The sequence below is a fragment of the Bacillus sp. FSL M7-0003 genome, assembly GCF_038628485.1.
Classification (GTDB): Bacteria; Bacillota; Bacilli; order Bacillales; family Bacillaceae; genus Bacillus; species Bacillus safensis.
Genome location: NZ_CP152024.1, coordinates 1,933,682 through 1,956,450, shown reverse-complemented (window position 1 = coordinate 1,956,450; position 22,769 = coordinate 1,933,682). Strand labels below are relative to the sequence as shown.

Below are 22,769 nucleotides of genomic sequence, written 5' to 3'. Positions count from 1 at the left end.
AAGCTAGCACCCTAACAGGGGCTAGCTTTTTTTCTTTTCACTGTCATGTTGTCCTCGTTTTGACCAATACGTCGCAAGCCAGGAACCAGATAAATTATGCCACACACTAAAAATCGCACTTGGTACGGCTGCGAGCGGTGAGAAGTGTGCTGTTGCTAGCGCTGCACCGAGCCCGGAGTTTTGCATGCCTACTTCGATCGAGATCGCTCTACGAGAAGGGATATCCATTCTGCACCACTTTGCGATCAGGTAACCAAATAAGAGACCAAGTCCATTATGTAATATAACAACGGCAAATATCAGCAATCCAGATTGAAGAATCTGCTCTTTATTTGCACTGACAACTGCTGCAATGATCAACACAATTCCAGCAACAGATACAAGCGGCAATGCTTGAACTGCATAGTTTACTTGTTTTTTGAAAAATACCTTAACGATAACCCCTAAGATAATAGGAATTAGCACAACTTGGACAATCGACAAAAATAATGCCTCCGGTGATACAGGTAACCATGATCTTGCAAAAATATAGATAAAGAGAGGCGTTAAAAAGGGAGCAAGAAGGGTTGATATAGTTGTGACTGCTACGGATAATGCCATATTGCCTTTTGCCAAGAAGGTCATGACATTGGATGCTGTACCGCCTGGGCAGCAGCCCACAAGAATAACGCCTACTGCAATTTCAGACGGCAGCCGTAATCCGTAAGCTAATAGAAAGGCGATCAGCGGCATGAGTGTGTACTGCGCCAAAACCCCAATTAACACATAGAGAGGTTTACGAAAAAGCTCCTTAAAATCTTCACCAGATAACGTAAGCCCCATCCCAAACATAATGACACCTAGTAAAAAAGGGATACACGGTCCAATCTGAGAAAATACGTCAGGAAAAGCAAATCCAAGACATGCAAAGATAATGACCCAGATTGCAAAGGTTCTTCCTGCAAATTGACTAATGGTTAAAAGAATGTTCATTCATTGCTTCATCTCACTTTCCTCACATATCTTTCCTATTTTAAACGAATTTTCTGAAAAAACAACCCATTCTTTATAAAGGTGTTAATAATAAAATTATGTAAACTAAAAATACCCCATATAAGCATTAGCCTATATGGAGCATCGTCTTAAAAAGGGGTCCATCTCACTTGCTGTGCTTGCTTAAGCCTAGCTTCTGGCTCACGCCAGTCGACTACATTCCACCAACGATCTACGTATTTCGCTTTTTCATTCAGATATTGAAGGTAGTAGGCGTGCTCCCATACATCAAGGGCTAGAAGGGGGATCACGTCCCATTGTGACAAAAATTGATGGCGTTCTGCTTGTAAAATCTCTAATCGCTGAGATCTGGGCGCCCATACGAGAATAGCCCAGCCAACACCTTCTACTTGTTTGGCCGCTGCTGAAAATTGAGATTTAAATGCATCATAGCTGTCAAACGATTGTTCAATGAGACGAAGCATTTGTCCAGTGGGCTTTCGTTTTCCTGAAGGACTCATGGAAAACCAAAAAATACAATGTAAATAGTGCCCCGCACCATTGAAGGCAAGCTCCCGTTCCCAATGCTTGATCATTTTAAAATCATTGGTTCTTCTTGCATTTTTTAATGCAAGCTCAGCTTGGTTCAAACCATCAACATATGATTGATGATGCTTCTGGTGATGCAAATACATAATTTCTTTTGAAATAAACGGTTCTAGTGCATCATACCGGTAAGGGAGAGGAGGTAACTTGTGACTTCCAGCTGCTACCTCTCGCATGTCTTCTTGTGGGTTCATGTCCTCAGCAATACGTTCTGCCAGTTCGTACCACTCTTGTTCACTGGAATGTTCATCATCCATTGAGAACCATAAATGGTCTACTTTCTGACGGATGTTGTCATCTTGAATCGCGGGTTGAATGGAGCTAAGCCACTCTTTGAGCTGCAAACGGTACTCTTCCTTATTCATTCTTACGCCTCATTTCTTCTAAAAATGTGGAACAAGCCATCATCGGAAAGACAAATGGGTAGCTATGATAAGTGATGTAAAATTGCTTTGGCAGGCCAATGCCCACTGGATAGTGCAAGGCTTCATTCGTGTGCTGATGATGGATCAAAAATGAGATGGCTTTTAAAATCGTCTTGTCTTCTGGCTTCTCATATTGTAAAAGTGCCTCTACTGCCCAAGCCGTCTGAACCACTGTGCCAAACGGAAGGGGGACATACGTTTTTACCTCTGCACTTTTACATGATTCTCCGAAGCTGCCATCTTCTCGTTGAATCTGCTTTAAAAATCGGCATGCTTTTTGAACAGCAGGATGGGTGGAGGGGATGCCGGCAGCTTTTAGACCTGTTAATGCTGCCCACGTTCCATAAATATAGCAAACCCCCCATCTGCCAAACCATGATCCATTTTTCTCTTGATGATTTAGGAGCCATTTGACACATTGATCTTTTTGCCTCTGAATAGGCGGTGACATGTTTTTCTCTTCAAGACCAATGAGATGAAGCACGCGGCCTGTAATATCGGGAGTCGATGGATCAATTGCTGCATCCTCCGCAGATTCAAGCGGCAGATGTCGAAGCAGGAAGTGATCTTGATTTTTTTCAAAGGCAGAGAATCCGCCGTCACGGTTTTGCATGGAAAGAAGCCAATGAAACCCTCGCTTCCACTGAACTGGTGCGTATATTTTCGGAATGGCTTTTAATACAATTTGCGTATCATCACAATCAGGGTTATTCGTATTGATATCTGAAAAACCAAAGCCTCCCGGAGCAGCATGCCGGTTATGAATCGCCCAATCTGCTTTCTTCATTTGCTGCCGGTTCAATAAGTATGAGAAAGACTTTGTGATGATTGGGTCTTCTTGTTTTTTGCCAGCTTTTTGAGAAGCATAACTGACAAGCGCTGTATCCCAAACTGTGGATGTGGAATTTTCTGCATACATTCTGCCCTGACAGGCAGTGACTAGCTTTTTCATGCCTTTGACTGCTTTTAATATGAGATGATGTCCCGGCGAGTACCCAAGACTCATAAGTGCATAGACCATAAAAATACTTGCACTTAAATAGCTGTATAGTGTGCCATCTTTTTCGAGGCGGTCAAACATATATCGCTTTGCTGCTTCATATCCGAAAAAGTCCAGCCGGCTGTCAAGTGCTGTATACGATCGCATGTAAGTCAGAAAGTGATGAGTGGAACGTTCTTCTCTTGCCATAAACCAGTCAAATGGATTTTTAGTCATGTTTGCATCAAGGTGTGCTAGGCTTGGGAATTTCTCATGAGAGGTATATCGTTTGTTGAGTGCAATCATCATTGGCACAAAGTGAATTCTTGCATATGCACTAAGATGATAGAAGTGCAGCGGAAAGTATGTAGGGATGAGTAAAAAGGAAAGTGGTGCATAGAAGTACGGCCAAGGGTGCATGCCGTTGACGGCGAGCATCCACTTTGTCATAAAGTGAACGTTCTTTAATCCGCCTTTTGATCGAATATATTGCGCTGCTTTTTCCATATGAGGCTCATCTTGTTGAAACCTGCCTGAAACGAGCATTCCGCAATAGCCCTGCACAGTAGCTGTTACATGTCCCGTTTGATCATGATACAAAGAAAAAGACCCATCCTCATTTTGTTTTTCACGTATCGCTTCTGCTAATTGATGAACCAAAGCCTGATCCGAATCGCCGACAGCCTTTAACAGCATAATCAAAAAAGCATTTGTCATCATAGGACCTTCAAAGCAGAAAACAAAGGCACCATCTTCTCGTTGTCTTCGCTGCATTTCTATGTGCAATTCTTCAATAAATTCGTTTACTTTCAATTTAAAATCTTGCATATGCGGCCATGCTCCTTTCCTTTCATACTATATTCAGGAGCCGGCCTGTCACATGCAAACACAAAAAAAGCCGATGACAGGGTCACCGGCTCAGCGTGTAGACAAACCCTCGCATTCGGTGTCAGGTCTGCGCGCTGGTGCTCACGAATGTCAATTCGCTCCGCGCCAGTGCTCGTCCTTCCTAGACTGCAAAGGTTTTCTATCACGCTGAAAAGAAGACAAAGTGCTAAAATAAAAATCATTTTAGCACTTTGTCAACGATCTGAGCCGATGACAGGGTCACCGGCTTTCTTGACGTCATTAGTCTTGGAGATTAATCCATACACTTTTGACTTCTGTATAGTTGTTAAGGGCATATGATCCCATTTCTCTGCCAAGACCTGATTGCTTATATCCTCCAAACGGGGAGGCGGCATCAAAGACATTATAGCAGTTGACCCAAATTGTTCCTGCTTCAAGACGTGCAGCGATATCATGGGCATGCTTTAAGTTTTCTGTCCAAAGTCCTGCTGCTAATCCATATTCAGACTGGTTGGCTCGTTCGACCACTTCATCAATGGAATCGTAAGGAATGGCAGATAAGACAGGTCCAAAGATTTCTTCTTTGGCAATGGTCATTTCATCTTCTACATCTTTAAAAATAGTAGGGGAGACGAAATAGCCAGCCTCATAAGGGCAATCGCCCCCGACAACGGCTGTTGCCCCTTCGGATTTACCTTTTTCAATATAGCCTAACACGCGTTCGTGCTGTTCTTTACTTACAAGAGGTCCAATTTGCGTATCTTGATGAAGGCCAGCGCCTTGTTTGAGGGATCCTGCATATTTGGCCATTTGATCGACTACTTCATCATATTGGCTCCGGTGAACAAAGACTCTGGACCCTGCGCAGCATACTTGACCTTGGTTAAACATGACGCCATTTAAAGCACCTGGAATGGCTTTCTTTAAATCGGCATCAGGTAAAATAATATTCGGTGATTTTCCGCCAAGCTCTAATGTGACCCTCTTAATGGTTTTAGCCGCTTTCTCCATAATTAATTTCCCAACACTTGTTGACCCTGTGAAGGCCAGCTTGTTCACGTCAGGATGATCAGTTAAGGCTTCTCCGGCTGTTTCGCCAAATCCAGGAACGATGTTAATCACGCCTTCTGGGAAGCCGGCTTTGTCCACTAATTCTGCTAAGTAAAGAGCAGAGAGTGGAGTTTGTTCGGCTGGCTTTAAAACGATGGTGCACCCTGTTGCAAGTGCGGCGCCCATTTTCCACATAGCCATGAGCAGCGGGAAGTTCCATGGGATGATTTGTCCTACAACCCCAACCGGCTCATGGCGGGTATAATTAAAATATCCTTGACTGACAGGAATGGTTTGTCCATTCATTTTTGTCGTCCAGCCCGCATAATAGCGCATGTGCTCAATAGCGAGGGGGATATCTGCATTTGTTGTTTCATTAATTGGTTTTCCGTTATCTAAAGTTTCTAGCTGGGCAAGCTCTTGCTGATTTTCTTCCATTAAATCAGCAAGCTTGAACATGAGGCGGGCGCGTTCAGCGGCAGACATTGAGCGCCAAGGACCATGAAAGGCTTTTTTTGCAGCTTTTACGGCCTCATCAATATCTTTTGCACCTGCTTCATAAACATCAATAAGGGTTTCGCCTGTGGCTGGGTTAGGAGTAGCAAAGGTTTTGTTATCGTGACTTGTGACAAACTGACCATTAATGTAGAGTTTTTTCGTCCCTTGGAGAAAAGATTCGAGTTTTGAACTAATTTGAAGTGTTGTAGAGCTCATAAATAAACAAACCTCCTTAAAGATATGGATTGTTTTCTGCGAGTTCTAGGTGGGAAAAGCGGACATGCAACTTAAATTGTATACGCACAAAGATGTAAACGTATACAATTATCATATTACACGACCTGTTTGAAAGCAATCCATAACACTCATTGCATTTCGCGAAAATTTGGCTACAATTAATGTATAGATGAAAAAAGGAGTTTTTAAATCATGATCCATCAAAACTGGCAAACGGCTCAAACGTTAAAACAAGTAAAATGTGTACATACAAATGCGAAAAAATATATGGTCGACCGGGCATTAACGGTTGGAAGAACATATGAAGTGAAAAATGAAACAGAAGAATTCCTGTTTGTCGTAGACAATACGGGTAAAGTAGGCGGGTATTACAAGGAGTATTTCGAAGATATTTCAGCTGAATGATTTTGAGGGTCATCACTCATACTAAGAAAAACAGTAAAGGGTGATGATGATGAAAAAGCAGCAAAATGACGAGCAGAAAAATCAAAATGCATGGCATGAACACGAGGACGCTGATATGGCGATTACGCTTGAACAGATTTCCGATGTGTATGCCGAGGGAACGATTGATACACCAAAAGACGAATAGTTATTTAAAAACAGTGATTTGGCATAATCACTGTTTTTTTATTGGAATGATTCAGCATTTTTCTCGAAAAGAACTGAAACTTTTTTCCTGGTTTAACTGTCTAAATAAGTAGAGGAAAGAGCATCGGATCAAAAAGAAAAAGTTAAATGAAATTTAATCTATTCGTAATGGAATAACAACCATTTATAGCGTATTCTATAAGTGAGAATAAAACGTACCCACAGAGCCGTGTGGCCGTTTTGTCATAAAGGAATTTGATGCAGGAAGAGGGGGTTTACGTGGGTATTTTTTCTGTCAGTAAACAAAATGATAAGAAATTCGAATCCTTATTGATTGAAGGGGAAAGAATTGAGGCTGTTTACAGACTGCGTCACGACCAAATTTGCTTTACCAATAAACGACTGATCTTTGGCGATAACCGCGTATTTTCTAAGAAGAAAGTCAGGGTCTCCTTGCCGTATCGATCAATTGAAAGTTTTGCCATACAAGAAGCTGGCGTGTTTGATCAGGACACAGGTATGCTGCTTGTCACAAGCTCAAAAGTATTTGAACTCGACTTTTCCAAAGAGACGGATTTGAGTGATGTGCAAGCCATTTTGACAAAACATCTTTGCTGATCAATCTTGCGATTACATAGATCATATGCACTTTTCTCATTCTTCGTTCTTATTTTTATAGATCGCACATTGCTAAGTCCTTCCCATCTGATGAGAAGGGCTTTTTTCTGCTTAAGTGTTTGAATGATAGCAAAAAAGGATAAAGATGAAACAGATACAGAAAGGAGAATGAACAATGAAAGTATTAGTTGCAGGAGCAAATGGACATACAGGCAGACTTGTCGTTCGTTATTTAAAAGAAAAAGGACATGAGCCGCTTGCTCTCATTCGAGATGAAAAACAAGCTGATGCACTAAAAGAACTTGGTGCAGCACCTGTCATCGGTGATCTTGAAAAAGATGTGACAGATGCTGTGAAACAAGCAGACGCTGTCATCTTTGCAGCTGGTTCAGGCTCAAAAACAGGTGCAGATAAGACCATTGCGGTCGATCAAGAAGGGGCAAAACGCCTCGTTGATACAGCGAAAAAAGAAAACATACAGCATTTTGTTATGCTTAGTGCCTATAATGCAGATGATCCGAATCAAGGAAAAGGGCAAGGAAGTATGGAAACTTATTATGAAGCAAAAAGAAAAGCTGATGAGCACTTAAAACAGTCTGGTCTTTCCTATACGATTGTCCGCCCAGGTGCCCTGCTACATGAGGAGAAGACAGGAAAGATTGAAGCTGCCGAACATATTCCAGATGATCAAAACATCGAGATTTCAAGAGAGGACGTAGCCATTGTTCTTGTGGAGAGCTTAACAGAATCCAATGTGAAAAATAAGTCCTTTGACTTGATGAAAGGCGAAAAATCAGTAGAAGAAGCACTTCGTCATCTGTAAGAAAAGAAAGCTGCTGCCAAAGAGGCGGCGGCTTTTTTGATGTTTTCTTTTCTCTTTCAGCGGGAAGGTAATGAGAAAGGAGTGATTGACCGTGGGCTTAACGAAAGAACAACAAGCTGATTTATACGAAAGGTTGATTCAATTAAAAGAAGATGTGAAGGGATCAAAAAAGAAAGAAGAATCGATGCTCGTTGAATCGAGTGAGATTTCAAATGGTGTTGGGAATCATATCGCTGATCATGGGAGCATCTATTTAGACCGTATGACAGAACAAACGCTGGATCAGGTCGATGATCAGCTTGAAGGTGAAATCGATGCAGCACTGAAACGAATGGAAGACGGAACATATGGGATATGTGAGAAAACGGGAAAAGAGATTCCATACGAGCGTTTAAAAGCAGTTCCATATACACGTTATTCAATAGATGCAAAGAAAAATGAAGAAACCACTCAAGATCCAAACGAATTTGACCGTTCATTCTCCGATCAAATGCGCGATTTAACAAATAGAGAAACAATGGATCAGATGCATTCAGATACGTATGAAAGATTAGAGGAAGAGCAAGATGCTGATGTAGATGAGGAAAAATAGGATCATAAGCGAAGGTTAAATTTTTTCAGAATAATTTTTTCTTATGTACACATGAACAAATAACTTGTATACATGAGTATTTCATAGAAAAAAGATCTCTTGAAATTTAATAAACTTTCGTGTAATATAGTTTAAAGGCTGCGATGCGCGTAATGTTAATTAAGTTTTAACCTTTAAGCTGTAATAGGGAGTTTTATATTGAAGCCGGAATGTCATGCCTCCTTAGCGAGGAAGACAGGAACGTTTCTGCAAACACCCACTTTGAGGAGTGGTGGTTTAAAACTTTCTTACTTAGATTACGGCATCCGCAGCTTTTCCTAGGATGATTCAAGCCATTTTCCATTTTGGAAAATGGCTTTTTATTTTGTGAAAAAACGAAATTGCACAGTCAGCCGGAAGAGGCATGAATGTATGTTAAAATAGACAAAACAAAAGACGGAGAGGGAATTGGATGTTAGAACAAGCAGAAGCACTCCTGAAACAATACTTTGGCTTTGACGCCTTTAGGCAGGGACAGAAGCAAGCCATTGAATCGATTGTAAACAAACAGAAGGATACCGTCTGTATTATGCCGACAGGCGGGGGGAAATCGGTTTGCTACCAGATTCCTGCCCTGATGATGGAAGGAACAACGATCGTTGTATCCCCGCTAATTTCTTTAATGAAAGATCAAGTCGATGCACTAAATGAGATGGGCATACGATCGTCCTTTTTAAACAGCACACTTTCCGCAGCTGAAATGAATAAAAGGCTGAAAAAATGTGAAGATGGGGAATATCAGCTGCTTTATATCACACCTGAACGTTTACAAAATGAACGTTTTTTTCAGCTGCTTGATCGGTTAACGATCCCTTTAATTGCAATTGATGAAGCACACTGTATATCTGAGTGGGGGCATGATTTTAGGCCGAGCTACCGCTTTATTCAAGAATGCTTAAATCGGCTGACAAAAAGGCCAGTGATTGTCGCATTAACGGCTACAGCCACGAAAAAGGTTCACCGAGATATATGTGAACAGCTTGGCATGAACGAAGAAGAAACCATTTTTACTGGTTTTGCTAGAGAAAATTTATCTTTTCAGGTGGTCAAAGGAGAAAATAGTGACCGCTTTATCACACATTATATGAAGAAAAATAAGCTTGAGTCCGGCATTATCTATACTGCTACAAGAAAAGAAGCCGAAAATATTTACAATCGGCTAAAGAAACAAAAGATCAAAGCGGGCATTTATCATGGCGGGTTAGATGATGATGTGAGAGAAGAGCAGCAAAACCTGTTTTTAAATGATGACATCCAGGTTATGGTGGCTACATCTGCATTTGGCATGGGAATTAATAAGTCAAATGTCCGTTTTGTGATACATCATCAAATTCCAAGGGATATTGAAAGCTACTATCAAGAGGCTGGACGCGCCGGCAGAGACGGGCTCCAAAGTGAATGCATTTTACTGTTTTCGCCGCAGGGCGTACGAATGCAGCGATTCCTCATTGAACAGTCAACAGAAGATGAAGTGCGCTTTCAGCATGAGCTGCTTAAACTTAGACAAATGGTCGATTACTGTCACACTGAGCAATGTCTGCAGCAATTTGTGATGGACTACTTTGATCAATCAGCAAGTGCCCCTTGCCAAAAATGCAGTAATTGCCTTGATGAAAGAGAGCGTGAAGAGGTCACTCGAGAAGCGCAAATGGTTTTATCGTGTACGGTTAGAATGAACGAGCGCTTTGGAAAAATGATGATTGCTCAAGTACTGGCAGGCTCTAAAAATAAAAAAGTGCTTGACCTCGGTTTCGACCGTCTTCCTACATACGCTTTAATGAAGCAGCAATCCGCCCAGCAAATCAGTGATTTCATCGAATTTTTAATTACCGAAGAGTATTTGCACATGTCTGAAGGAGCTTATCCAACATTAAAAGTGACACATAAAGGAAAGAAAGTGTTAGTCGGGCAAGAGGCTGTGTATAAAAAGCAGGCAGTTAAAAGAGAGGCGATTCAAGAAAACGATGCATTATTTGAGCAGCTGAGAGCGGTGAGAATGAAGCTGGCAAGAGAGCAGGGCGTTCCGCCATTTGTTGTATTTTCTGATCAAACCTTGAAGGAAATGTCAGCCGTTCAGCCTAAAACAGAAGAAGAACTTCTCCATATTAAGGGAATAGGCGCTCAAAAAAGAGAGAAATACGGGGATGTTTTTTTAGAAGAAATCCATTTATTTATAGAAAAAGAGAAAAATAAAAAGGTTGAAGAAGAAAAATAAATTTTTTTCGCTGCGTTTGGACACGTTTTCAACAGGAGGTTTCTGATCCTTTCAAAACCTTGATATGGCGGGTAATCGAGCTGTTTTGTGGTCTGATTTACCAATGGAGAGAGATGTTTCATGTAAAGGAACTGTAATCTAAAACATATCGTTTTGTTATTGAATTGACATTTACATATGTTACGATAGCACTCGTTAGCCGCCATAAAAAGCTAACAAGGGAGGATTTACTTTATGAAGAAGACTATTATGTCCTTGGTTGCTGTTGCAGCAATCTCTACAACAGCATTTGGAGCACAGCAAGCTTCTGCAAAGGAAATCACTGTGAAGAAAGGTGATACACTTTGGGGAATCTCTCAAAAAAATGATGTGTCTCTAAAGGACCTAAAGGGTTGGAACAATTTATCTACAGACATGATTTATGTAGGTGATAAATTGACAATCTCTTCAAAAGAGAAAACTCAGGAGCAGTATAAAGTCCAGAAGGGGGACAGCCTCTGGAAAATCGCTCAAAAATTCAATGTGTCAATTAGCGATATTAAGTCTTGGAATAACTTAAACTCAGATATAATTATGATTGGTTCAACACTAAGTGTTGCTGGTCAAAGCTCAGCTCCGGTAAGCTCAGAGCCTGTACAAAAACAGGAGCCTGTCCAAAAAGAGCAAACAACACAAAAAGCTGCTCCTAAACAGGAAGCACCGAAAAAAGCTGCTCCTAAACAGGAAACAGCTAAAGCAGAATCATCTTCTGCTAGTCAAAGTGTACAAAAAGAAATGACTGTAACGGCTACGGCTTATACAGCAAATGATGGTGGCATCTCAGGTATTACTGCAACAGGGGTAAACTTAAACAAAAACCCAAATGCGAAAGTGATTGCAGTAGATCCTAATGTCATTCCATTAGGAAGTAAGGTTTATGTTGAAGGCTACGGTGAAGCCATCGCAGCAGATACTGGCGGCGCAATTAAAGGTAACAAAATTGATGTTCATGTACCAAGCAAATCCCAAGCAAAAAATTGGGGCGTAAAATCAGTCAAAGTGAAAGTACTTAACTAGTAACTTATTGTTTTTTGGAAGAAAGCATCAGGTGGCGGCCTGATGCTTTTATTGTACCCTTTTTTTGGTCAAAAAAACACACATTTTTCAGAAAAATTTGCATTTTCGACAAATAACAGCGTATATTCCATCATACACGCTGTTTTTTTGTCGTTAGCTGTCCACCCAATAAATTTCTCCGCTTTGTTCTTTCCAATTGATTTGGACATCAAATTGGTGCTTTTCATAAAAGTGAATCAATCGGTCTACGTGATTCCAATCTCTTTTGACGAGGTCACCTGTGATAACTGGGATGTTCTGCTCTCTTGCGATTTCTTTTAAATGCTTCATACAGATTGAGCCGTATCCATTATCGGGAGGGCCTTTTATATCAGCAATATGAATCTTTCCTTCTTCAGGATATTCAGCAATTAAGGAAAAATCAGATTGTCCGCGAAAAGCTTTTTCACAATCGGTCAGCATGATTTTACATGTATCAGCATTTTCAATGGCAGAGACAATCATCCATTCATCTTCTTTCGCCTGATCAATGCCAATGATCTTTGCCTTTTTCGAAATATCTTTCATGTTTTCTTGCATTCGATACATTTGGAACTGCAATTGCTGTAATTCTTGCTCTAACGCCTTCACATCTTTGGGTGTTTCCTGTAAGATTGACAAGTCCATTACTCCTTTCATATAAGAAATGATAAAAATCACATAAATTCCAATTTTAAAGGAAGTGGATGGATCTTTCAAGCCGTTAGAATGCCGATTATCGGCAAGTTTGTCTAAAATTCGACGAAGACAGCGAATTCATTGACTTTATAGAGAAAGTTAAATAACATACTCTTAGTCGGAACTAATAAAGAGAGGTTTTCAAACATGAACGAACAGAATCAAAAACCGAAAAATTTCACCGGCATTGTTGTCATTTTAACAATTGCCATAAACGGATTAATCGCTTTATTATTTTTAATGCCAAAATCAGATAAATTTAGTCATCTGGATATTACATTTCTGCCTTTACTGAATGCCGTGATGAACAGCTTTACGTTTATCTTCTTACTTTCAGCACTCATTATGATTAAACAAAAGAACATTAAAGCACATAGACGATTTATCTTTGCTGCATTTTCAACAACACTTGTCTTTTTAATTTCCTATGTGACATATCATTCAATGGCAGCTGATACACACTTCGGCGGAGAAGGGATCATCCGTCCAATTTACTTCTTTATTTTGATTACACATATTGTGCTTTCAGCAATTATTGTACCACTTGCATTGATTACACTATTTAGAGGCGCACAGATGCAGGTCGAGCGCCACCGTAAAATTGCCCGCTGGACGATGCCGCTTTGGCTCTATGTTAGTCTCACTGGCGTCATTGTCTATATCATGATTTCTCCATATTACAGCTAACGTATGTCCAACTGGACATACGTTCTTTTATTTACAAGATGAAGTGCTTTGGATAGAATGGAAATTGGATATCCGACTAGCACGGTATCTTCCCATCTATAGATTCACATCATTTCTGGCCGTTTGCTCGTTTGGAGATCAACAATTGGACGAAACGGGGGTTATATGATGACTGAACAATTGCAGTATAAACCGGGGCTTGAAGACATTGTGGCAAGCGAAACGTCCATATCATACTTAGATGTGGAGCAAGAGGAAATTGTGATTCGCGGGTACGACCTCATTGAGCTGGCACAAAACAAGACATATTTAGAAACAGCCTATCTGCTTATTTATGGAAGATTACCAGATAAGATGGAATATCACCAATTTCAGCAAGATATATCCTCACAAACGAACTTACATCCAACCATTCAAACCATATTAACGAATCTTCCAAAAACCACTCACCCTATGGATGCGATGAGAACGTGTTTATCTGCTCTTGCAGGGTATGATGACGCATTACATGATCGATCTGAAGCGTGCCAAGAAAGGCGTGCAGTTCGATTACTAGGACAGCTGCCGGCCATTGTTGCTGGAAGCTATTATATTCTCACAAAAGACGCCGCTATTTCTCCAGATCAGACCAAATCCTACACTGAAAACTTTTTATCCATGCTAACTGGACGCACCCCGACACAAGACGAAATTACCGCTTTTGACCAAACACTCACATTATATAGCGAACATGAGCTGCCGAATTCAACGTTTGCGGCTAGAGTGATTGCATCCACGCATTCTGACATGTACGGTGCATTTACTGGAGCGATCTCTTCATTAAAAGGTGACCTCCACGGAGGAGCAAATGAAGCTGTCATGCACATGCTTCTTGAAGGAAAAACAACAGAAGGATTTCTTGCGCTCATTGAACGAAAATTAGCTGCAAAAGAAAAAATGATGGGCTTTGGCCACAGAGTATACATGAGAAAAATGGACCCGCGAGCCGCTCTTTTAAAACGTTCATTGAAAACGCTTACTGAATCAAAGGGAGATACAACGCTATATGACATGTGTGTAGCAGGAGAGGCATACATGAAAGAGCAGAAAAACCTTTATCCAAATCTTGATTATTATGCTGCACCGATTTATTACGTGCTCGGAATTCCTATTTCACTTTATACACCCATTTTCTTTGCTGCAAGAGCTAGCGGATTAGCCGCACATGTTATTGAACAGCATTTGCATAATCGCATTTTTAGACCGAGAGTCCGGTATTTAGGGCCAAGAGGATTAAAGGTTTCAAATGATGATGGAAAAACGGGGGAATGAACATGAACAAAACAGCAGTCGCCAATCAAACAGATCAGCTATTAGAAGAAATCGCTGCCTATGCAGTAGACGGAGAAATTACAAGCAAAGAGGCCATTGAAACCGCGCGGTATGTGCTCATAGACACGCTCGGGTGCGGAATGCTGGCTCTTAATTTTCCAGAATGTACGAAGCACCTTGGACCTATCGTACCTGGAACTGTTGTGCCTAACGGAGCAAGAGTTCCAGGCACTTCATTTGTGCTAGATCCTGTTCAAGCGGCTTTTGATATTGGCTGTATGATCCGCTGGTTAGATTATAATGACACGTGGCTTGCACAGGAGTGGGGGCATCCGTCAGATAACTTAGGCGGAATATTAGCTGTAAGTGATTATATCAGCAGAACACGCCTTGCAAACGGAGAAGAGCCGCTAACGATGAATGACGTACTGCATGCAATCGTCAAGGCACATGAAATTCAAGGTGTCCTTGCTTTAGAAAATTGTCTAAATCGAAATGGATTGGACCATGTGTTATTTGTCAAAGTGGCAACAAGTGCAGTTGTGTGTGCAATGCTTGGCGGAACAAAGGAAGAGGTCCAGCATGTGTTATCACAAGCGTTTGTTGATAATTCCCCGCTTAGGACGTATCGCCACGCCCCAAACACAGGATCGAGGAAATCATGGGCAGCAGGGGATGCAACAAGCCGCGGAGTGAGGCTGGCAATGATGACACGTAAAGGGGAAATGGGTTATCAAACGCCTCTCAGTGCAGAGAAGTGGGGCTTTGAAGATGTTCTTATGAAAGGAAAACCACTTACGCTCGCCCAGCCCCTTGGATCATACGTCATAGAAAATGTTCTTTTCAAAATTGCTTATCCTGCTGAGTTTCATGCACAGACAGCTGCAGAGGCGGCTGTGATGCTGCATGACGCTGTAAAAGATCGTTTAGATGAAATTGACCGGGTAGAGATTACGACACATGAGTCAGCGATTCGGATTATTGATAAGAAAGGTCCGCTTTATAATCCGGCAGACCGTGATCATTGCTTGCAGTATATTACAGCTATTGGACTGATCTATGGTGAACTAACAGCTGACCATTATGAAGAAGAAACGGCGCAAAATCCAGCCATTGATCGTCTTCGTGACCGAATGATTGTGAAAGAGGATAAACGTTACACAGAGGATTATTTAGATCCGAAAAAGAGATCGATTGCAAACTGTGTACAAATTTTCTTTAAAGACGGGACGATGACAGACCGAATTGAAATTGAATACCCGCTTGGTCACCGCAGAAGAAGACAGGAAGGCATTCCGCTGCTTGAAAAGAAATGGGTCTATCATTTAAAGACAAGGTTTCCACAAAAGCAAGTGGATCAAATTGTGTCACTCTGCCAAAATCCAAATCAATTAAAAACAACAACAGTACCAGCATTTATGGACTTATTCGTCATATAAGGGGGAGCTAGCGTGTGGATCGTGAATGAAGAAAGAAGTCAGGCTGATTTAGCCGCAGCCTTTAAAGAACAAATGAACAAATCAGCTTTATTTCAAATTACAGGCGTTCACGATGGAATGTCTGCGCTCTATGCGAAAAAAATGGGCTTTCAAGGGCTCTATTTATCAGGTGCCGCTTTTTGTGCCAGCAAAGGACTGCCAGACCTCGGCATGATCCATTCAACAGAAATGGCTGAAAAAGCGAAGGAGATTATTCGAGCTTCCCAGCTGCCGCTTTTGGTCGATATGGACACAGGTTATGGCGGTGTTTTAAATGCAGCAAGAGCGGCAAAAGAAATGGTTGAGAGCAAAGTGGCAGCTGTTCAAATTGAAGATCAGCAAATGCCGAAAAAATGCGGGCATTTAAACGGGAAATCACTCGTTCCAGTAGAAGAAATGGTCGCAAAAATCAAAGCCATCAAACAAGCGGCACCAACGCTTTTGGTGATTGCGAGAACCGATGCAAAGTCCGTAAATGGAATGGAGGATGTCATCCGCCGGGCCAATCTTTACGTAGAAGCAGGAGCTGATGCTATTTTTCCTGAGGCACTCATTACAGCAGAGGACTTCACGCATGCGTCAAACCATATTAAAGGTCCGCTCCTTGCAAACATGACGGAGTTTGGCAAGACGCCTTATTATCATGCAGATGAATTTTCTATATTTGGCTTTCAAATGGTCATTTACCCTGTGTCATCACTTAGAGTTGCTGCAAAAGCGTATGAGCGTTTATTTACAGAAATCATGGAAAAGGGAACGCAGCAGGGGATACTTGGGGATATGCAAACGAGAAAAGAGCTGTATGAAACGATTCATTATGATGAATATGAGGAAATGGACCAGCATTTAGCAAAAACGATCCTCCCGGAAATTGGGAAAGAACAGCGATAAAATGAAAAGCACTTCCTTGACGGAAGTGCTTTTTTTACGATGATGGTGTGGATGAAGAAGCCAATTTCATCTTTTCTTCAACTGTTTTCGTTTTTTCTTTTACTTTTTCAGCGTAAGTGAAGTCACCGTAGCAATACGGATAGCGGAAGTTATCTTTATTGCCGCCGCACGTATAGACCTCGGGGTTTCGTTTCACTTGCTTTTTGGAGTATTGCTTTGCCAGTTTCTCGGAATGTTTTCCCCCGTTTTTTGCAACAAAATCAATATAGCCGATTCCCATGTTATAGCTTTGAATAATGGTTTCCAAATCAACGCCTTTTTTCTTCCCATGCTTGTACATAGTCGAAAAATGATGGACTCCTTGTTTAATGCTTTTCTCAGGGTCATTGATTTCATTTCGTTTCAAACCAAGAGATTCAGAGGCCTGCATTGGATCTCCGCCCCTGCCTTTTGATTCTTGATACATCATACCGAGGATTAACCCGGTATACTGATCTAAATCTTGATCTCTTAACTCTGTTTCTACAAGCGGTTTGTAATCATCCAATCTCGACAAAACAATTGATTCCGTATCAATCGGCAGCTTTTTTAACTCCTTTTGATTAAAGGAGATGGCAATGGCTGCTAATACGAAAACAAAGAGAAAAATCGTGAAACAGCCTGAAATGGCAAAACATCCTGTTTTTTTCTTTTTCAAGGTCAGTTCACCCCTGTTTTGCCCCGCTTTTAAAAGGGAAGTACAGCCTTTTCATTATGCCATATCCTGTGCAGGATACCAAGTGAAAACCTTATAATCAATCATATCCAAACGTAAATTCAGATCTTGTTTTCAGCCTGAAGCAGAAATAAACAAAACCGATAATTAGCCAAATCAAGCCAATGATTAATGCATTTGTACTGATGCTCGTTAACAGCCAAATGCAAAACGCCGTCCCGCATAGAGGGATCACGGCATATCTCAATGTATTCAGTACACCTCTTTGTTTTTGTTTGACGAAAAAGTACGCAAAAACAGACAAATTCACAAAGGTAAATCCAATTAAGGCGCCGAAGCTGATAAAGGAATAAATGACTTCAAGTTCGCCAACGACTGCGGTTAATGAGAAAGCTCCGATTAACAAAATATTAAAAACAGGGGTTTTTAATCTCGGATGAATATACCCGAAGAAACGCTTTGGTAACGATTGATCTCTTCCCATTGCATATAAAAGCCTTGCTGCACTCGCATGTGACGATAAGGAGGAAGAAATGACAGCGACCATTGTGCCAGCTAAAAAGAACGAGTGGAGAAATGCGCCGCCCACGAATTCTGCAATTTCAAGTGAGGCTGCATCAGGATGTTTGAACTGCTGAAAATTTGGAAACACCTGCTGCAAAAAATAAGACGTCAAAGTAAACAGTACGCCTCCAATCGCAACTGTTAAGAAAATGGCAAGCGGAATCGTCTTTTTTGGTTTAATGGTTTCCTCAGACATAGTGGAAATGGCATCAAATCCTAGAAAGGAGAAACATAAAATGGTCGCTCCTGAAAAAATAAGCGCTGGATCTAAGCTCGCTGAATAAAAAGGCCGGGCTGACAATAACTCTCCACTGCCAGCGTTTTGCGTGAGCCCATAAATAACAAATCCAACAAAGGTGACGGCGACAATGACCTGAAATGTCACAAACAGCGCCGTAATGTTGGCTGTAAGCCGTATACCGATGACATTGACAGTCGTTATGGCGATAGCAAGTATGATGATCCAAATGTAATGAGGTACATCAGGAAAGGCTGCGGTTAAATAAGCACTTCCGATCGCAAAATTCACCATAGGCAGAAATAAATAATCCAGTAAGAGTGTCCAGCCCACAAGGAAGCCGACATGAGGATGAATACTTTTTTGCGCATATGTATAAGCAGATCCTGCTTTTGGAAAAGCCTTCACCATATTCCCATAGCTAAGCGCTGTCAATAGTAATGCCAGCAACGTAAATATATAAGCTGCAGCGACGTGTCCTTTCGTCAGCTGAGCAACAATGCCGTATGAATCAAATACGACAAGTGGATCCATATAAGCAAGCCCGATCACAACAAGTGGAAAGACAGTCAGGCTGCGTTTTAGTCTTGGCTCTTCAGTCAATTTGCCTATCAGCTCCTCTAAAAATGAATAAATAATGCTCATTTTAAAAAGAATGCTACCAAGTGTCAATGCTATTTGAATAAATCTTTTGTTTAAAGTGTGCCCGCTTTGCACGCCGGACGTTTTAGTATATGATGATACATAGAATAAGTCGTGATTTGACTAACAAGAAAGGTGAAGCGAAATGAAGGAAGAACTGAATACAAATCAAGAACAGGAACGGATGGAGCTGGATGAAGAAAGTTTATTTCTTGTCTCCCAAACGTTTAAAGCCTTATCTGATCCGACACGTATTCGTATTCTGCACCTCTTGTCTCAAGGTGAATACTCGGTAAATGATATCGCAGAAACGCTGAATCTCATGCAATCAACAGTTTCTCATCAGCTGCGCTTTTTAAAAAACCTTCGTCTCGTGAAATCTAGACGAGCAGGGACATCGATCTTTTACAGTCCTGAAGATCAGCATGTGATGGAAGTACTTGAACAAATGATTCATCATGCACAGCATGACTAATAAAAACCTTCCTATATGAGTAGGAAGGTTTTTACGCATGATGCATACGTGTTGATCGTTTACCTGCTTTCATCATTTGATAAGAAAAAACGACATAGTAAGCAGCTAACAGAAAAAAGCTGAGCATGGTCATGGCATCATCACTCACAATATGCTGATACAGTTCAACGACACCAATCTTTGTGAGCGAATGGTTCGTCAGCTCACCCAGCTTAAAACTAAGTCGAGATAAAAATAAACATAAAATGAAGCTTTCAATCCATTTACTCGTTTTCACGTAAAGACGGCCATTTTCTTCTTTCATGCGGATCGTCTCATAGGCATGAACGGCCAGACTGCTTCCAAAGAGCATACCAATAGCGGCATAGATGAAAATGCTGTGATTTTGCCAGCCTTCTAATAAGAGAATAAGGGCAGTGAGTCCAAATACATACATTCTCATCAAAAGACTGATCGGGCGCACAAGCTGATATCGTCTCATTCGATTCATTCGAAAAATGATGCAGATCAGCATAATGCTCCCAATGATGAATAACTGCCACACGTGATGTGTCATGATGCAACCTCCTCCTGCATGTGCAGGGATGTAAACGAATGCTGGCTGTTCCTTATCTTTACCATTCTTTCATTTTTTATCAAATCAAAACCTACATTTATGAAAAAGAGGAAAAGGCATGAAAATCGATCGTATTTTGTCTATTGTGATGCTGCTCATTAGCAAAAAGCAAATACAAGCGAAAGACCTTGCTGAACTTCACGAAGTGAGCGTAAGGACGATTTATCGCGATATTGAGACCATCAATCAAGCCGGGATTCCTATTGTGACAACACAAGGAGCAGGCGGAGGCATTTCGCTTGTTGACGACTATCGTTTAGAGAAAAAATTATTTACCGATGATGACATTGAGCTTATTTTAACTGCCCTTGAAAGCATGACGAGTGCATACTCCTTTAAAGAAAGTGAACATGTACTGAAAAAAATCAAATCTCTCATTCCTCCACAAAGTGATGAAAGCGAGAAACAGCACCATGTCTTTATTGATTTAAGCTCATGGGGGAAAGACAGCCAGGCAGAAAAGAAGCTTCAGCTGATCCATACCGCTGCTTCCGCGCATCAATTCATTCAATTCACTTATCGCAACGCAAAAGGTGAAACACTTCCACGTAAAGTGGAGCCTTATACGCTTGTCTTAAAAGGAAGGCATTGGTACTTGTATGCGTTTTGTTGTGTGAAACATGATTTTCGTCTATTCAAGCTGACCAGAATGACAGACCTCATCACCATTTCAGCATATTTCAGGCCGAAAAGAATCAAAAATGAAGAGAAGCCTTGGAATGACTCTTGGCATGAAGAACCTTCAGTCACAACCCTCACGCTCAGGTTAACGGAAGCATCAGTTGGCAAAGTGAAGGAATGGGTGGATGAGAACGAATTGATCATATGTTCAGACGGAACCTATCTGGCAGCATTGACTGTGCCGCAAGATGATTGGCTGCACAGTTTCCTATTCCATTTAGGACCGGACGTCGACATTGTTTCACCTCAGCACATCAAGGAAGCATTTGATCTCCAATTAAAACAATTTATGAAGCGATTAGAAACTTGACACACTGTTGTCAGGTTTCTTTTTATATGATGGGAGAAAAGGAGATGAGAATGTATGTACGATATCGTCACATTAGAGAAACAATGGATCAAAGGGTTGTCTGTTCGAACAACAAATGAAATAGAGAAAACAAAAGAGCGGAAGATTGCGCCGCTCTGGCAGGATTTTTTTGCGCAGCAGCTACATGGGGGACAAGCTCCAGTCATAGGGCTGTATTCAGATTATGAAAAAGATGAACATGGTTCTTATTTATTTACAGCTGGGCAATTTGCGGATCAGCAGATCGAACATGTAAAAGAGATTCCTGCGTCCACCTACGCAAGATTTCAAACGAGAAAAGGACCGATTGAAGAGGTCGTGCTTGAAACATGGCACAAGATTTGGACGTGGGATCAGCGTCAATACCGCACTTATACAGGTGATTTTGAATGGTATGATGAAAGATCTATTGATCCAAAAGAAGCGCAAATTGATATTTATATTGCGGTTGATGAAAAAATGATTGCTAAAATTAATACCATTAGTTAATATAAAACTAACGATATTAGTTTTAGGAGGACAATCATGAGATTAACAACTTTTGACCGTCTGCACCAGCTTACATTGATGCCGCGATTATTTCCGGTAAATTGCTATGTCTTTGAGGAAGAGGAAGGACTCATCTTAATTGATGCTGCTTTAAAAATGGCGGCAAACTCGATCATCGAATTTGCCCGTAAAAAGAACAAACCTATTCATAAGATTATTCTCACTCATAGCCATATGGATCATATCGGCGCATTAGATGAGGTGAAGAAGGCTTTTCCAGAGGCAGTTGTCTATTTATCAAAACGTGATGCACGCCTTTTTGAAGGTGACTTTTCCTTGCTCCCTGATGAACCTCAGCAAAAAATTAAAGGCAGTTTTATGAAAAATATTCATACAAAACCAGATGTACTTGTCGAAGAAGGAGATGAGATTGGGCCGCTCAAAGTGATTGCAACACCAGGGCATACACCCGGCAGCATTTCTTTATACGATGAAAGGTCAGGAGTTGTCATTGCAGGGGATGCCCTTGTGACAAAAGGGGACTTATCGGTTACAGGTGAGTTTCGGTGGAGCTTCCCGTTCCCGGCATTTGCCACATGGGATGCAGAAACCGCATTAAAAAGCGCTGAAAAATTACTAGCGCTGAGCATATCCTGTCTTGCTGCAGGACATGGTGACCTTATCATAGAGCCTCATGAAAAGCTTCAAGCTGCCGTTAAAAAAAGACAGCACCAGCTAATAAAAGGAGGGCAGTAAACCGTGTCGCCAAGAATGGGAATTACACAAGAAAAAATTATGGATACAGCGGCTGCATTTGTTGATGAAGAGGGCTTCTCCGCTTTGACTATTGCTACATTGTCTAAAAGACTGAATATCAGGCCGCCTTCTCTTTATAATCATGTATCCGGCCTTCATGAGATTCAGGCAGCACTCGCAGTAAAGGGGCTCTCCATGCTTTGTGAGGAAGGGATGCAAGTCACAGAGGGGCTAGAAAAAGAAGAAGCTGTTTTAGCCTTTGCCAGACAATATGTGCAATTTGTCCGAACACACCCCGGTCTTTATGAAGCTGCCTTTTCACATATGAACGAAAAAGAAGTACGTCTTGCAGCAGAGCGCCTTGTTCAGTTTGTCCAATCCATTATGTCACGCTTTGGTGTAAAAGAAGAAATGACGCATGTCGTCAGAGGACTGAGAAGCTTACTGCACGGCTTCGGTGATATTTCTAATAAAAAGGGATTTCAACGAAAAGAACAGCTTGAAGAAAGTGTGAGCTATGCGGTTCGGCTCTATATCACAGGTGTATTGCAAAAAGAAGATCTGTCTATTTGACAGGTCTTTTTTTTACAGTGAACTGATATCATAGAGA

Annotated in this window: 24 protein-coding genes and 1 other RNA gene; 17 read left to right on the top strand and 8 right to left on the bottom strand. The window is 41.2% G+C overall.

Going from position 1 to position 22,769, the window contains the following annotated elements; translation table 11 throughout:
* Positions 1-21 precede the first annotated feature (21 nt).
* From MHI23_RS09805 to MHI23_RS09790, 4 genes are all read right to left on the bottom strand, one after another.
* Positions 22-972, bottom strand: coding sequence for a bile acid:sodium symporter family protein (locus MHI23_RS09805; protein ID WP_280149501.1), 951 nt, complete (start codon positions 970-972; stop codon positions 22-24).
* A gap of 149 nt (positions 973-1,121) precedes the next feature.
* Positions 1,122-1,943: a superoxide dismutase gene (locus MHI23_RS09800; protein ID WP_025093123.1), complete on the bottom strand. Its 822-nt coding sequence runs from the start codon at positions 1,941-1,943 to the stop codon at positions 1,122-1,124.
* On the bottom strand, positions 1,936-3,810 hold the full coding sequence (locus MHI23_RS09795; RefSeq protein ID WP_342491934.1) for a prenyltransferase/squalene oxidase repeat-containing protein: 1,875 nt from the start codon (positions 3,808-3,810) through the stop codon (positions 1,936-1,938). Before MHI23_RS09795 ends, MHI23_RS09800 begins: the two co-directional genes overlap by 8 nt.
* Before the next feature lie 300 nt (positions 3,811-4,110).
* Complete coding sequence (locus tag MHI23_RS09790; RefSeq protein WP_125587059.1) at positions 4,111-5,595, bottom strand: aldehyde dehydrogenase family protein; 1,485 nt, start codon at positions 5,593-5,595, stop codon at positions 4,111-4,113.
* Between the two features lie 213 nt (positions 5,596-5,808).
* Here MHI23_RS09790 and MHI23_RS09785 point away from each other — a divergent pair, with 213 nt between their 5' ends.
* The 8 genes from MHI23_RS09785 to MHI23_RS09750 all read left to right on the top strand — a co-directional run bounded on the left by MHI23_RS09785 (position 5,809) and on the right by MHI23_RS09750 (position 11,550).
* Positions 5,809-6,021 carry a DUF6501 family protein gene (locus MHI23_RS09785; protein WP_024428339.1) on the top strand — a complete coding sequence of 71 codons (213 nt, stop codon included), beginning with the start codon at positions 5,809-5,811 and terminating at the stop codon, positions 6,019-6,021.
* A 49-nt stretch (positions 6,022-6,070) separates the two neighbouring features.
* Positions 6,071-6,208, top strand: a complete 138-nt coding sequence (locus tag MHI23_RS09780; RefSeq protein ID WP_075611524.1) for a DUF4025 domain-containing protein — start codon at positions 6,071-6,073, stop codon at positions 6,206-6,208.
* Between the two features lie 278 nt (positions 6,209-6,486).
* Positions 6,487-6,825 (top strand): PH domain-containing protein, encoded by a 339-nt coding sequence (locus MHI23_RS09775; protein ID WP_024422682.1) that lies wholly within the window; start codon positions 6,487-6,489, stop codon positions 6,823-6,825.
* 175 nt (positions 6,826-7,000) lie between these two features.
* Positions 7,001-7,648 (top strand): SDR family oxidoreductase, encoded by a 648-nt coding sequence (locus MHI23_RS09770; protein ID WP_041109476.1) that lies wholly within the window; start codon positions 7,001-7,003, stop codon positions 7,646-7,648.
* A 91-nt stretch (positions 7,649-7,739) separates the two neighbouring features.
* The gene (locus MHI23_RS09765) at positions 7,740-8,240 is read left to right on the top strand and encodes a TraR/DksA family transcriptional regulator (protein ID WP_024422680.1); all 501 of its coding nucleotides are present in this window, start codon (positions 7,740-7,742) and stop codon (positions 8,238-8,240) included.
* 132 nt (positions 8,241-8,372) lie between these two features.
* A non-coding RNA gene (gene ssrS / locus MHI23_RS09760) (6S RNA) lies at positions 8,373-8,558 on the top strand.
* Between the two features lie 133 nt (positions 8,559-8,691).
* Positions 8,692-10,494: a DNA helicase RecQ gene (gene recQ, locus MHI23_RS09755; RefSeq protein WP_342491933.1), complete on the top strand. Its 1,803-nt coding sequence runs from the start codon at positions 8,692-8,694 to the stop codon at positions 10,492-10,494.
* 234 nt (positions 10,495-10,728) lie between these two features.
* The gene (locus MHI23_RS09750; RefSeq protein ID WP_024422678.1) at positions 10,729-11,550 is read left to right on the top strand and encodes a 3D domain-containing protein; all 822 of its coding nucleotides are present in this window, start codon (positions 10,729-10,731) and stop codon (positions 11,548-11,550) included.
* Between the two features lie 153 nt (positions 11,551-11,703).
* On the opposite strand, the gene MHI23_RS09745 is transcribed toward MHI23_RS09750, so the two are convergent.
* Entirely contained in the window at positions 11,704-12,216 is a 513-nt protein-coding gene (locus tag MHI23_RS09745) for a GNAT family N-acetyltransferase (RefSeq protein ID WP_029708157.1), read from the bottom strand.
* Positions 12,217-12,414: 198 nt separating this feature from the next.
* Between MHI23_RS09745 and MHI23_RS09740 the strand changes: the two genes are divergently transcribed.
* From MHI23_RS09740 to prpB, 4 genes are all read left to right on the top strand, one after another.
* On the top strand, positions 12,415-12,954 hold the full coding sequence (locus tag MHI23_RS09740; protein WP_041109468.1) for a DUF420 domain-containing protein: 540 nt from the start codon (positions 12,415-12,417) through the stop codon (positions 12,952-12,954).
* A gap of 168 nt (positions 12,955-13,122) precedes the next feature.
* The gene (mmgD, locus tag MHI23_RS09735; RefSeq protein WP_034621348.1) at positions 13,123-14,265 is read left to right on the top strand and encodes a citrate synthase; all 1,143 of its coding nucleotides are present in this window, start codon (positions 13,123-13,125) and stop codon (positions 14,263-14,265) included.
* 2 nt (positions 14,266-14,267) lie between these two features.
* Entirely contained in the window at positions 14,268-15,704 is a 1,437-nt protein-coding gene (locus MHI23_RS09730) for a bifunctional 2-methylcitrate dehydratase/aconitate hydratase (RefSeq protein ID WP_024422674.1), read from the top strand.
* Between the two features lie 12 nt (positions 15,705-15,716).
* A complete protein-coding gene (prpB, locus tag MHI23_RS09725; RefSeq protein ID WP_034621354.1) occupies positions 15,717-16,634 on the top strand; it encodes a methylisocitrate lyase in 918 nt (305 codons plus the stop codon).
* Between the two features lie 34 nt (positions 16,635-16,668).
* Here prpB and MHI23_RS09720 read toward each other — a convergent pair whose 3' ends face one another.
* Together MHI23_RS09720 and MHI23_RS09715 are read right to left on the bottom strand one after the other, a co-directional pair.
* Complete coding sequence (locus tag MHI23_RS09720) at positions 16,669-17,331, bottom strand: lysozyme family protein (protein WP_024422672.1); 663 nt, start codon at positions 17,329-17,331, stop codon at positions 16,669-16,671.
* Between the two features lie 97 nt (positions 17,332-17,428).
* Complete coding sequence (locus MHI23_RS09715) at positions 17,429-18,754, bottom strand: APC family permease (protein WP_025093128.1); 1,326 nt, start codon at positions 18,752-18,754, stop codon at positions 17,429-17,431.
* Positions 18,755-18,938: 184 nt separating this feature from the next.
* On the opposite strand from MHI23_RS09715, the gene czrA reads away from it, so the two are divergent.
* On the top strand, positions 18,939-19,268 hold the full coding sequence (gene czrA / locus MHI23_RS09710; RefSeq protein ID WP_024422670.1) for a Zn(II)-responsive metalloregulatory transcriptional repressor CzrA: 330 nt from the start codon (positions 18,939-18,941) through the stop codon (positions 19,266-19,268).
* Positions 19,269-19,299: 31 nt separating this feature from the next.
* Here the strand turns inward: czrA and MHI23_RS09705 are convergent, their stop codons facing one another.
* Complete coding sequence (locus tag MHI23_RS09705; protein WP_024422669.1) at positions 19,300-19,824, bottom strand: hypothetical protein; 525 nt, start codon at positions 19,822-19,824, stop codon at positions 19,300-19,302.
* Positions 19,825-19,942: 118 nt separating this feature from the next.
* Here MHI23_RS09705 and MHI23_RS09700 point away from each other — a divergent pair, with 118 nt between their 5' ends.
* From MHI23_RS09700 to MHI23_RS09685, 4 genes are read left to right on the top strand one after another with little or no spacing between them, the layout of a single operon-like run.
* Positions 19,943-20,875 carry a YafY family protein gene (locus tag MHI23_RS09700; protein ID WP_024428349.1) on the top strand — a complete coding sequence of 311 codons (933 nt, stop codon included), beginning with the start codon at positions 19,943-19,945 and terminating at the stop codon, positions 20,873-20,875.
* A gap of 54 nt (positions 20,876-20,929) precedes the next feature.
* Positions 20,930-21,403: a GyrI-like domain-containing protein gene (locus tag MHI23_RS09695; RefSeq protein WP_342491932.1), complete on the top strand. Its 474-nt coding sequence runs from the start codon at positions 20,930-20,932 to the stop codon at positions 21,401-21,403.
* A 36-nt stretch (positions 21,404-21,439) separates the two neighbouring features.
* Positions 21,440-22,159, top strand: a complete 720-nt coding sequence (locus MHI23_RS09690; protein ID WP_342491931.1) for an MBL fold metallo-hydrolase — start codon at positions 21,440-21,442, stop codon at positions 22,157-22,159.
* A gap of 3 nt (positions 22,160-22,162) precedes the next feature.
* On the top strand, positions 22,163-22,732 hold the full coding sequence (locus tag MHI23_RS09685) for a WHG domain-containing protein (RefSeq protein ID WP_342491930.1): 570 nt from the start codon (positions 22,163-22,165) through the stop codon (positions 22,730-22,732).
* Positions 22,733-22,769: the final 37 nt, after the last annotated feature.

Coding starts and splice junctions, on each gene's coding strand:
- MHI23_RS09800 (WP_025093123.1), bottom strand. CDS start 1,943: ATGAATAAGGAAGAGTACCGTTTGCAGCTCAAAGAGTGGCTTAGCTCC.
- MHI23_RS09730 (WP_024422674.1), top strand. CDS start 14,268: ATGAACAAAACAGCAGTCGCCAATCAAACAGATCAGCTATTAGAAGAA.
- MHI23_RS09740 (WP_041109468.1), top strand. CDS start 12,415: ATGAACGAACAGAATCAAAAACCGAAAAATTTCACCGGCATTGTTGTC.
- MHI23_RS09695 (WP_342491932.1), top strand. CDS start 20,930: ATGTACGATATCGTCACATTAGAGAAACAATGGATCAAAGGGTTGTCT.
- MHI23_RS09705 (WP_024422669.1), bottom strand. CDS start 19,824: ATGACACATCACGTGTGGCAGTTATTCATCATTGGGAGCATTATGCTG.
- MHI23_RS09700 (WP_024428349.1), top strand. CDS start 19,943: ATGAAAATCGATCGTATTTTGTCTATTGTGATGCTGCTCATTAGCAAA.
- MHI23_RS09750 (WP_024422678.1), top strand. CDS start 10,729: ATGAAGAAGACTATTATGTCCTTGGTTGCTGTTGCAGCAATCTCTACA.
- MHI23_RS09795 (WP_342491934.1), bottom strand. CDS start 3,810: ATGCAAGATTTTAAATTGAAAGTAAACGAATTTATTGAAGAATTGCAC.
- czrA (WP_024422670.1), top strand. CDS start 18,939: ATGAAGGAAGAACTGAATACAAATCAAGAACAGGAACGGATGGAGCTG.
- mmgD (WP_034621348.1), top strand. CDS start 13,123: ATGACTGAACAATTGCAGTATAAACCGGGGCTTGAAGACATTGTGGCA.
- MHI23_RS09790 (WP_125587059.1), bottom strand. CDS start 5,595: ATGAGCTCTACAACACTTCAAATTAGTTCAAAACTCGAATCTTTTCTC.
- recQ (WP_342491933.1), top strand. CDS start 8,692: ATGTTAGAACAAGCAGAAGCACTCCTGAAACAATACTTTGGCTTTGAC.
- MHI23_RS09770 (WP_041109476.1), top strand. CDS start 7,001: ATGAAAGTATTAGTTGCAGGAGCAAATGGACATACAGGCAGACTTGTC.
- MHI23_RS09805 (WP_280149501.1), bottom strand. CDS start 972: ATGAACATTCTTTTAACCATTAGTCAATTTGCAGGAAGAACCTTTGCA.
- MHI23_RS09745 (WP_029708157.1), bottom strand. CDS start 12,216: ATGGACTTGTCAATCTTACAGGAAACACCCAAAGATGTGAAGGCGTTA.
- MHI23_RS09785 (WP_024428339.1), top strand. CDS start 5,809: ATGATCCATCAAAACTGGCAAACGGCTCAAACGTTAAAACAAGTAAAA.
- MHI23_RS09690 (WP_342491931.1), top strand. CDS start 21,440: ATGAGATTAACAACTTTTGACCGTCTGCACCAGCTTACATTGATGCCG.
- MHI23_RS09780 (WP_075611524.1), top strand. CDS start 6,071: ATGAAAAAGCAGCAAAATGACGAGCAGAAAAATCAAAATGCATGGCAT.